Annotated in this window: 7 protein-coding genes; 3 read left to right on the top strand and 4 right to left on the bottom strand. The window is 70.9% G+C overall.

Annotated elements, in window-relative coordinates:
* Nucleotides 1-1,420 (top strand): hypothetical protein (locus VF139_00265; GenBank protein ID HEX6849808.1); only part of this gene is annotated, 1,420 nt, incomplete at its 5' end.
* Nucleotides 1,421-1,430: 10 nt separating this feature from the next.
* On the opposite strand, the gene VF139_00260 is transcribed toward VF139_00265, so the two are convergent.
* The gene (locus tag VF139_00260; protein ID HEX6849807.1) at nt 1,431-3,308 is read right to left on the bottom strand and encodes a radical SAM protein; all 1,878 of its coding nucleotides are present in this window, start codon (nt 3,306-3,308) and stop codon (nt 1,431-1,433) included.
* 131 nt (nt 3,309-3,439) lie between these two features.
* Between VF139_00260 and VF139_00255 the strand changes: the two genes are divergently transcribed.
* Nucleotides 3,440-3,970, top strand: coding sequence for a hypothetical protein (locus VF139_00255; GenBank protein HEX6849806.1), 531 nt, complete (start codon nt 3,440-3,442; stop codon nt 3,968-3,970).
* A gap of 13 nt (nt 3,971-3,983) precedes the next feature.
* Here the strand turns inward: VF139_00255 and VF139_00250 are convergent, their stop codons facing one another.
* The gene (locus VF139_00250; protein ID HEX6849805.1) at nt 3,984-6,113 is read right to left on the bottom strand and encodes a thrombospondin type 3 repeat-containing protein; all 2,130 of its coding nucleotides are present in this window, start codon (nt 6,111-6,113) and stop codon (nt 3,984-3,986) included.
* A 15-nt stretch (nt 6,114-6,128) separates the two neighbouring features.
* On the bottom strand, nt 6,129-7,079 hold the full coding sequence (locus VF139_00245) for a GTPase (protein ID HEX6849804.1): 951 nt from the start codon (nt 7,077-7,079) through the stop codon (nt 6,129-6,131).
* Between the two features lie 56 nt (nt 7,080-7,135).
* Here VF139_00245 and VF139_00240 point away from each other — a divergent pair, with 56 nt between their 5' ends.
* A complete protein-coding gene (locus tag VF139_00240) occupies nt 7,136-7,831 on the top strand; it encodes an SDR family NAD(P)-dependent oxidoreductase (protein HEX6849803.1) in 696 nt (231 codons plus the stop codon).
* Nucleotides 7,832-8,005: 174 nt separating this feature from the next.
* Here the strand turns inward: VF139_00240 and VF139_00235 are convergent, their stop codons facing one another.
* Nucleotides 8,006-10,222, bottom strand: coding sequence for a TonB-dependent receptor (locus VF139_00235; protein HEX6849802.1), 2,217 nt, complete (start codon nt 10,220-10,222; stop codon nt 8,006-8,008).
* Nucleotides 10,223-10,224: the final 2 nt, after the last annotated feature.

Here is a 10,224-nt window from a genome sequence, read left to right as displayed (position 1 = left end):
CGCGGACGATCGCCTGCTGCTCGTCCCGCGCGACGGCGCCGCCTCCCGCGTGGTTGGGCCCGCCCCGGGGGCGGTGGGAGGGTCGTGGGGCGCCGACGGCGTGATCCTCGTCGGCAGTGTCTCGGGGCCGATCCGGAGAGTCTCCGCGGCGGGGGGAAAATCGCCCGAAGCGATCACCCAGGTCGAGAAGGGGGTCGAATCGACGCACGCCTGGCCCGTATTCCTCCCGGACGGCAAGCGCTTCCTCTTCCTCGCGGACGCTTCGTCGGACGAGGGGCATCGCATCTATCTGGCCGACGTCGGAGGATCGCCGCCGCGGATCCTCCGGAAGGCGGTCCGCTCCCAGCCGATCCTCGACCCGGACGGACGCCTGCTCCTGGGTCAGCAGGGGCAGCTCGTCGCGTTTCCCTTCGACCTGGGCCGCGGCGATCTCGGAGAGGCGGCGTCCCTCGTCGCATCGCAGGTGTACCCCCTCGGGACGATGCACGCCGCGCCGTTTTCGGCCGCGGCCGGCGGGATCCTCGCCTTCCAGACCGGCTCCCCGGAGACCGAGCTGACCTTCGTCGATCGCGCGGGCCGACCGACGCGAATCCTCGGCGCGGCCGAGCGCTTCGGCAATCCGAACATCTCCCCGGACGGCAAGCGCGTCGCCTTCGAGATCTTCTCGGACTCCCCGGAGCGGCTGATCTGGGTGCAGGATCTCGACCGCGGGGTGAGGACCCCGATCTCCTTCCGCGGTGCGATGGCCGACAGCGCCGCCTTCTCCCCCGACGGCGAATCCGTGTACTTCGACTCGAACCACGGCGGGAAGTGGGAGGTCTACCGCAAGGCGGTGAACGGCGGCGGCGAGCCCGACCGGCTCGGTGCACCCCCCGGGGACGACCTCGCGGTGCTCGACGTCTCCGGCGACGGACGGTGGCTGCTCGCCTCGACATTGGACGGCGACCGGAAGTACGACCTCTACCTTCGCGCGCTCGGGGCCTCGAGCGAGCCCTGGATCGCATGGTCCTCGGGACCTTACGTCGAGGATCGCGGCGCGTTCTCCCCGGACTCGCGCTGGATCGTGTACACGAGCGACGCGTCGGGCCGGATGGAGGTCTACCTCGCGCCGCTCGAGGGCGGCCCGAAGCTCCGCCAGTGGCAGATTTCGTCGGGGGGCGGATCCGAGCCGCGTTTCTCCGCCGACGGCAGGACGATCCACTACCGCTCCCCGTCCTCGGAGTGGATGGCGGTCGACGTCGAGCTCTCGGGGAACGGCGCCCACGCGGGAACGCCGCGCGTGGTCTTCCCGATCCCGGTGGTGGAGCTTCCGTACCTGCGCAACCTGATGGACGTCCTGCCGGACGGCTCGGGGTTCCTCACCCTACGCCCGGTCCACGACGAGCGCGCCGCCGTCCGCGTGAGGACGGGCAGGCGCTGAACGGGCCGCCCTACCTCCGGTGCCCCGCCAGCATCGAGAGGTTGAAGCCCAGGCACAGTCTCGCGTCGCGGAGCAGGTTCCACGAGAGCGCGAGCGGGTTGACCCGGTACAGCCGACCCCGGCGGACGGCGGCCCACGTGCCGCTCCAGTAGGCGTCGAGCTGCCGGCGCGTGGTCTCGCGGATCGCCAGGAGGTTCGCGCGCCCCAGGGCCGACTTCCACGCGCCCACCTTCGCCTCGAACCGCACCCGGCCGCGCGTGGCGAGCCAGACCTCCTGCATCTCGAAGTAGAGCGCCGCGACCCGGCGCGCCCAGCGCACGCGATCGAGCGTCCTCGCCCGCAGGTGGCGCAGCCACGGCTCCACCGGAAGCCCCAGCCGCCGCTCCCTGCGGGACTTGAAGCGGACGAAGCCGCACAACATCGGGGGCGTGTCCTCGACGAACGCGGCGTACCGGTACCAGACGAAGTTCTTGAAGAGGCCCCAGTAGGTCCGCGCGTTGGCGCGCGCGAGGATCGCCTTCATCGCGTCCACGGTGTAGAAGTCGCGCCAGGCCTGCCGGAACGAGGCGAACCACTCCGTCGCCGACATCCGGGGGTGACGGGTCGTGGGATGGAACGAATCGAAGCGGTTGAGATCGGGCTCCATCCACTCCCCGCGACGCACGAGCTCCGCGTGGTCGAGCGAGCCGGGAAGGGGCATGAGCATGAAGAACGACGCCTGGTCCACGCCGATCTCGTCGCGCAGGCGCCGCACGTCCTCGCGCACGCTTTCGGGGGTGTCGAACGGGAACCCGATGATGTAACCGACGTGGCACGCGATGCCGTGCGCGTGCCAGGCGTCGATCATGCCGCGGTAGTCCCCGGCGTGGTTCTGGGTCTTCCCCGCGGCGGCCAGGTTCGCGGGGTTCAGGGTCTCCATGCCGATGAAGACCTGGCTGCATCCGGCCGCCGCCGCCTTCTCGGCGAACCGCGGGATCCGGTACGCGAGCGCGTCCACCTGCATCATGAACTGGACGTCGATCCCCTCGTCGCGGCGAAGCGCGACGATCGCGTCGAAGATCTCCTCCCACGCCGGATTGCGCGCGAAGTTGTCGTCGGTGAAGAAGTAGTAATCCACGCCGGAGGCGGCGTTGGCCCGCATCCGCTCCCGGATGAGGGCGGCGGGGCGATACCGCATCGTGTTCCCCTGCACCGCGATGATCGTGCAGAAGCTGCAGCGGTACGGGCATCCCCGCCCCGCGTCGATCGTCCCCATCCTCGGGAAGGCGAACCGCGCCATGAGGTCGTGGTCGATCTCGGGAACCGGCGAATCGGCGAGGGACGGGCGTTCCTTGACGTCGTAGAACGGCGCGAGCGCCCCGTGGAGCGCGTCGCGAAGGAGATCCTCCCAGCACGTCTCCACCTCGCCCTTCACGAGCGTGATCCCCTCGACCACGAGGTCCCGGCACTCGAGCGGAAGCGCACCCCCGCTCTCCGCGACGCTCCCGGAGACGTGGAAGCCGCCGATCATCACGGGTACCCCCGCCGCGCGGAATCGCCGCGCGAGGTCCGCCGCGCGGGGGAACTGGTTGGTCTGCACGCCGCACAGGGCGACGACCGCGCGATCGGCGGGACCGACGTGCCGGCGGGCGAGCCGCTCGGGGCGGATCGTCTGCACGTGCTCGTCGAGGAGGTGGATCTCGGCCTCGATCTCGCCGAGAGCGCGACGTCGCGCGACGTCCCGCGTGAGGGCCGCGAGCGCGGCGAGGGTGTTGCTCGGAAGGACGCCGCGGAGGAAACGCAGGACGTAGCCTTCGTCGTCGTATTTGCTGGGGTTGATGAGGAGGACGTGAAGGCGTCGGACTCCCTCGGGAGGGGGGGTCCCCTGCGGAACGACGCCGAGTCGCATGGCGCCCACCTTTCCACGAGCCCCGCGGGGCCGTCCGATCCCAAGGAAACACTTCCATGGAGGCGCCGCAAGGCCCGGGTTGGACGCTCCGCCGATCGGCGCCCATATTCCCTGCATCCCGGGAGGGCCCCATGCATCGATTCGTCTGGCTTTCGACCGCGCTGCTCCTGACGGCCGCCTGCTCCGGCTCCGGGGCCTCCGTCGGGGAGGCCGGGGGTTCGGGGTCGCTCGTCCTCGAGGGCACGACCTACGCGCTTCGGGGCGTCGCGATGACCTTCGAGCCGGGGGAAGAACCCTGGTTCCGCATCGAGGGAGAATCGACGGGCGCGAAGGACGAGGAGTGCCTCGCCGGGCTCGGCTCGGGGATGGGACTCTACGGCGATCTTCCCGCGAGCGTGAAGCAACCGATCGACCTCGTCGGCGAACGACTGAAGGTCGACTTCACCGGCGACGGCGACGACGCGAACTTCTGCTTCGTCGGGATGGGCGGGCTCGCGGGCGCCGAGGAGGCGTGGGTCACGATCGAGTCGGTGAGCGGGAACCGCGTCACGTTCTCGATGAGCGGGACCTTCACGATCTACGACCAGAAGGGCGGGGAGGTCCTCAAGTCGGCGACGGCGCGGGGGACGGCGGTGGTGCGCGGGGTCGGCGAGGCGAGTTAGCGCACCGGCGCGACTAGAAGACCAGCCGCCCGAATTGTGCGGCGAGCAGGCTGAGGTCCACGCCGTCCACGTCTCCGTCCCGGTCGAAATCGACCCGGGCGTCGTACGGTGCCCCCGACGTCGGCGATCCGAAGTGCCGGCCGAGCATCGCGAGGTCGACGCCGTCGACCCGCGTCGAGAGATCGGCGTCCAGGATCGCCCGTCCCGTTTCGCAGGCATCCCCCCGCCCGTCGGCGTCGAAGTCCGCCTGGCTCGCGTTCGAGGTCTCGGCGCAATTGTCGCAGGCCGACCCCACCGCGTCGGCGTCGCCGTCCTCCTGCCCGCCGTTCTCGACGCGGGGGCAGTTGTCGGCCACGTCGTGGACGCCGTCTCCGTCGGTATCCCCGGCGACCCCGGGACGGAAGGTGAATTGCGGGACGCCGGCCACCCGCGTGATCACGAGGAGCTCCTCACCAACGTCGAACAGCCGAATCGGGTCGCCGGGGAGCCGGAAGGAGCCGTCGATCAGGTAACTCCCCGTCCAGCGCTGCACCTGGGTGTCCGGCGTCAGGAACCGCAGGGTGAAGAGGGCGCCGCCAAGCCACACGCCGTCGGTGACGTTGTTCGAGAGGTCGTCGGCGTGGACGAGCGTCGTCCCGTCGTACAACTGCCCGGAGCCGAGCAGGACGACCGACGCGTCCGGCGACACGCGGATCGGCACGAGCGTGCCCACCTCACCGTGGTAGGGCGACTCGCCCTCGCCCGTGATTCGCCCGCCGGCGTCGATCGACTCCCAGTGAAGGTCGTTGGGAGAGGTGTCGTCGCGGAAGAAGTACATCCGGCGGTTCGCGGGACTCCACGTGTATTCGCGGGAGTAGTAGTTCCATTCGACCTGGGAGACGAGCGCGCCGTCGGGAGCGAAGGTCCAGTGGGTAGCCCACGCCCCGCTTCCGTCGCAGGCGAACACGAACTCGCCGGCGGTCGACAGTCCGAGCGGAGCCTGGGGGAGGTTCGCGAAGGGGGACTCCACGAGCGGGCCGTCGACCGGGATGGTGCGGATCGCCCCTTGCGGGTAGGCGAGGTAGAGACGCCCTCCCTCCGCGGAGTACGCCATGTGGCTCGGGGCCTCGACGAGCGGGATCGTGGCGAGGTAGTCGCGGAGCGCGATCGACCAGCGAAAGACGCTGAGGTTCGACTTGCTGAGGAGGTAGATCACGCCGTCGGCGCCGCGGTGCACGGCATCAGGGCTGTAGGCGAGCCCGCGAGGGTCCACGGGCAGCCCCGGCTCGGGAGGAGAAAGGGCCCCGACGGGAGTGGTCACGACCCCCAGGTCCCCGGGGCCGTCGGAGAACGAGAAGATCGTGTCCCCCTCGACGAAGATCCGGTGCGCCGCACGCGGCAGGTCGAAGCTCCCCGTCGGAAGGAACGCGTTCGTGTAGGCCGTGAGCGTGCCGCCTCGCAGGAGGATCGGGACGTCCCCGTAGAACGCGAGGTCGTCGAACGCCCCGGCGAAGCTGTTGTTGTAGCGGAGGTCGTTCGTCGTATAGACGATCCCCGCGTCGTCGACCACGCGCGCCTCGCCCGGGAACACGAACGTGCGGCCCGCGCACGGGAAATCGCCGTGATGGGGGCTGTCGGTCTGTCCGACGAAGGTCCCGTCCGCCGCGAGGCTCACGCGGACGACGTCGCAAGGGCTGACCCCGGTCGACCTCCCGAAGATCCGACCGGTCGTCGGCGCGATCGAGACGCCGCGCATCGAGTACCAGAAGTCCTCCTCGTCGACGAGCGCTCCCGTCGACGGGTCCACGGCCTGCACGATCCAGGAGAACACGTACAGCGCGCGCGGTCCCACGGCGAGCTCGTAGACGTCAGTCGCGGTGTTGTGGATCGGAACCTCTCCGGTGACGTCGAGCGCGAAGCGCGAGACCCGGCGCCCGAAGGCGACGAAGAGCGCGCCATCCGAGGCGGCGAGCGCCGTGGGGGGCTCGGCGAGCGGCTTCGCCGGGAGCCACGCCCGGCCCCGCAGGTCGTACCGCCTGATCTCCGCGGGCGAGTCGAAGAGGAAGTAGGCCGTGTCGCCGCTGCGCGCGGTGCCGATCCAGGCGGCATCCGCGACGCCGGCGGCAAGCAGCGCGATGAAGAAGGCGGCGATGGCGCGGATCACGAGCCCTCCGATGCTTCAGTGGATCTCGACCACGTCCCCCTCGAGGAGGACGTGTTCGCCGTGCACCGTCTGCCCGTCGAAGACCGAGGGTCCCCATACGCGCGCGAAGTGCATCGCCGCCGCGAGGTCGTTGTGGATCCGCGTCGCGAGGTCGGCGACGGTCGCCCCCCGCGGCAGCGTGAACGGGGACGCCTTGTCGGCCGGTTTCCCCGGCTGCTTCGTGTAGACCCGGATCACGTCGAGCGCCTCGAAGGTGCGTTTCGCGAGGACGTCGAGCCCCGCCCTCGTCACCGTCGACACGCCGTAAAGCGGCCACGCGGGATCCATCAGCTCGCGCAGGATCTCGAGGTCGTCGGGTCCGTCCCCGCGGTCGAGTCCGGTCGCGACGACGAGCGCGGGCTTGCCTCCCCCGCCGGGGGGCGTGGTGCGGATCGCCTTCTCGTCGAGCCGCTCGCGGGAATGGAGGAACCCGTCGAGCCCGTCCTCGACGTTCACCACGAGCCAGACCGCGTCGGCGCGGCGCGCGATGTCCCACACCCACGGCTCGACGTGGTCGTCGTTGAGCGGCGGGAGGTCGACGAGCTGGATGCGCACGTCCTCGAACGGCATCATCCCCGGTACCGGCTCGCGCGTGGTGAACGGGTACTCGGCGATCTCGGGGGTCGCGTGCGTGAGCGCCGCGACGAGCGACGACTTCCCGGAGTTCGGAGGGCCCAGGAGCGCCACCTGCCCCGCCCCTTCCTTCTCGACGACGTGGCTGAACGAGGCCCGCGCCGCCTTGCTCATCGGCTGTTTTCGGAGCTTGGCCAGGCGCGCCTTGAGGTCGGCCTGCAGCCCGTCCGTCCCCTTGTGCTTGGGGACGACGCGCAGCATCTCCTCGAGGGCGAGGACCTTCTCCTCGTTCGTCTTCGCCGAGCGGAAATGCTCCTCGGCGCGGTGGTAGTCGGGGGTGAGGTTGGCGGGCATCGCAACACCCTCCGGGGCCCGGCCGACAGTCTAGACTCTCCGGGAGGAGAGCGGGAATGGACATCCGTTACGAGAACCGGAACGTCGTGGTCACCGGGGCCTCGGGGGAGCTCGGCGCCGCCGTCGTGCGGGCCCTCGTCGAGGCGGGAGCGGTCTGCCACCTGCCGGTCCGGGGGGAGGCCGCCGCCCACGAGCTCGAGTTCGAGACCCGGGACCGCGTCCGGGTGACGGGGGGGGTCTCCCTCGACGTCGAGGCGCAGGTCGCCGGGTACTACGCCTCCCTGCCCGTGCTTTGGGGCTCGATCCACTGCGCCGGGGGGTTCGCGATGGCACCGTTCGAGGAGACCTCCCTCGCCGACTTCGGGCGGATGCACGCGATGAACACCCTTTCGGCCTTCCTTTGCTCCCGCGAGGCGGTGAGGAGGTTGCCGGCGGGGGGGCGCATCGTGAACGTCGCCGCCGAGGCGGGGATCGAGCCCCGTCGCGGCGCGGGGAAGATCGCCTACACGATGAGCAAGGCCTCGGTCGTCGCGATGACCCTCGCCCTGTCCGAGGAGGTCGCCCCCCGCGGGATCTGGGTCAACGCCGTCGTCCCTTCGACGATGGACACGAAGGCGAACCGCGCGGCGATGCCCAAGGCGGACTTTTCGAGGTGGGCGACGCTTCCGTCCGTCGCCGCGACGATCGTCTTCCTCGCCTCGCCGCAGAACGAGGTCACGCGGGGGGCGCTGGTGCCGGTGTACGGAAGATAGGGACAGTCACCGTATTTCGAATGGGGACAGCAACCTATTTCGCTAACCGTGGAAGTAAGAAGGGTGCCGGGAACCCTGGTGCACGTTATGGGATCCCGACCCCCTTTTTATTTCCACGGTTAGCGAAATAGGTTGCTGTCCCCATTTGTCGAAATACGGTGACTGTCCCTATTTTCAGAGCCGCATCCCCAGGTTCGCGTACACGGTCCTCCCCGGCTCCGGGAGGCGCACCCCCGATCGGAACGGGTCGCGCTGATAGGACAGGTGCTGGAGATAGTCGCGGTCGAAGACGTTCGCGACGCCCACGGTGAACGTCAGCATCCGCCACGCGGCGCCCGCGCGCACGCCGAGAACGCCGTACGACGGCGTCGGCGTCTCCCCGAGGTCGGTGTCGACCTTGTCCTGGCGGAGCGATCCCTCGAACGCTCCTTCCGCCCACACGCCCGGGCCGTTCCAGCGAAGCGCCAGCCGCCCGCGCAGCGGGGGCATCTCGGCCAGGTCGCGCGAGGTGATCCCGCGCGAGGGGTCGGCCTCCTGCCGGCCGCGGACGGCCGAGACCTCCCCCGACAGGAACCAGCGCGTCGCGAGGGTCACCGCCGCGTCGATCTCGCCGCCGAGGATCGTGGCGTCCACGTCGGCGTAGGTGCGGGCGCGCCCCTTCTCCACGACCGTCGCGTACTCCTCCACGAGGATCGCGTACACGCTCAGTCCCACCGACGCGCGCCCGGAGCGCTTGGCGACGGAGGCGTCGACCCCGGTGTTGCGGCTCGGCTCGAGGAGCGGGTTGCCGACCCAGTCCGAGGTCGGGCGCCGGAGGCCGTAATAACGCTCGTTCGCCTCGGGGACGCGGGCGGCGTGCCCGACGCCGATCGCCGACTCGAATCCCGTGTCCTCGTTGCGGTGGACCAGGCGCAGCGTCGCCGACGGCAGGGTGTCGGTCGCCTGCGTCGAACGCGTGCCGTGAACCGCGTACCAGAGCGCGGTCGGGGCGATCGAGGCGTCGGCCGCGGTCCGCGCGCGGTCGAGGCGCGCCCCCGCCGCGAGGGTGGTCCCGTCGCCGAGGTCGAAGTCGCGCTCCGCGAAGAGGCCGCCGACGGTCGTCGTCACCCCGGGGGTGGACGCCTGGACCCGGTAGGCCGTTCCCGCCATGCGCGTGGCGGTGTTCCAGTACCGGTCGTACCCCTCCGCACCGAGCGTCCAGCCCGCCACGCGCACCTCGACGCGCCCGCCGAAGGTCCTCGACTCCGCGAGCGTCCCCATCGACCAGCCCAGGGTGGCGGCGGGGATCGCCGAGGAGGTCCTCCAGGTGTCGGTCATGAAGTGGTCGACGCGGGTGAAGTAGGCCTCCGCGCGCATCCGCTTCGAGCGCCAGGAGGCGCGCACGCGGTCGGTGTCGTCGTAGATCGCGTCCATCATCAGGTAGGGGTAGTAGACGCGGTCGGCCTGCTGCCGGGTCCAGGACAGATCCAGGTCGTGCCCGTCGGCGGGGCGGGCGGCGAATTTCGCCCATGCGGTCCCCACTTCGAACGCGCGCTCCCCGATCGCATCGGAGCGGTAGTTCGTGATCTCGGTGGTCCGCCGCCCCGACCCGGTCCGGTACGCGTCCCCGGCGCGATACGACCAGCCGCCCAGGACGGCGAGCCGCTCGCCGCCGTACGACGCCGCGAGCGATGGATTCCGGTAATCGTCCCCCGACACGGCGAGGTTCGCATGCGCGGCAAAACCGGGGGCGGGGCGACGCGTGACGACGTTCACGGTCCCGCCGAGGCTTCCCTGGTGGAGGACGTCGAACGGTCCCTTCCCCACCTCGATCCGCTCGACCTCGGCGAAGTCCACGTGGAAGGCCGGCGGGTCCATGTGGTTGGGGCAGGCGCCGTAGACCCGCTCTCCGTCGATGAGGACGTTGAGGTCCCGGGACTGGAAGCCGCGGACGACGACCTCGTTGGCGACGCCTCCCTTGCGCAGCGCCCACACGCCGGGCACGGACGCGAGCGCCTCCCCCACGTCCCGCGCCGCGCTCTCGCGGATCTCGGGGATCTCGATCCCGCCGCGCGGGGCGTCGGCGCGGACGGTGACCGCCTCCGTCGGCGCGGTCGGGATCCGCAGGACCACCGCGATGCGATCGTCGGCGGACAGCGTCCGGCGCTCGATCGCCGCGAGGTAGCCGGGCACCGACGCCTCGAGGATCACCTCCCCGGCGGGAAGCCCGGAGAACCGGAACACGCCGCGCTCGCCGCTCAGGACCTCCACGGCGGGTGCCGCGGCGCTCCGCGCGACGACGAGGGCGCCCGGAAGCGGCGACCCTTCGGGGGTGAGCACCGTGCCGGTCACCGTGGCGGCGAGGAGCGGAAGGGGGGCCAGCAGGGAAAGGACACCGAACCCGCGCTTCATGG

This window comes from Candidatus Polarisedimenticolaceae bacterium (assembly GCA_036376135.1).
Taxonomy (GTDB): Bacteria; Acidobacteriota; Polarisedimenticolia; order Polarisedimenticolales; family DASRJG01; genus DASVAW01.
The sequence above is the reverse complement of the archived record's forward strand: the minus strand, read 5'-3'. Positions and strand labels throughout refer to the sequence as shown.

Excerpts from the sequence above, each read along its gene's own strand:
- VF139_00260 (HEX6849807.1), bottom strand. The coding sequence starts at position 3,308 with ATGCGACTCGGCGTCGTTCCGCAGGGGACCCCCCCTCCCGAGGGAGTC.
- VF139_00255 (HEX6849806.1), top strand. The coding sequence starts at position 3,440 with ATGCATCGATTCGTCTGGCTTTCGACCGCGCTGCTCCTGACGGCCGCC.
- VF139_00245 (HEX6849804.1), bottom strand. The coding sequence starts at position 7,079 with ATGCCCGCCAACCTCACCCCCGACTACCACCGCGCCGAGGAGCATTTC.
- VF139_00240 (HEX6849803.1), top strand. The coding sequence starts at position 7,136 with ATGGACATCCGTTACGAGAACCGGAACGTCGTGGTCACCGGGGCCTCG.
- VF139_00235 (HEX6849802.1), bottom strand. The coding sequence starts at position 10,222 with ATGAAGCGCGGGTTCGGTGTCCTTTCCCTGCTGGCCCCCCTTCCGCTC.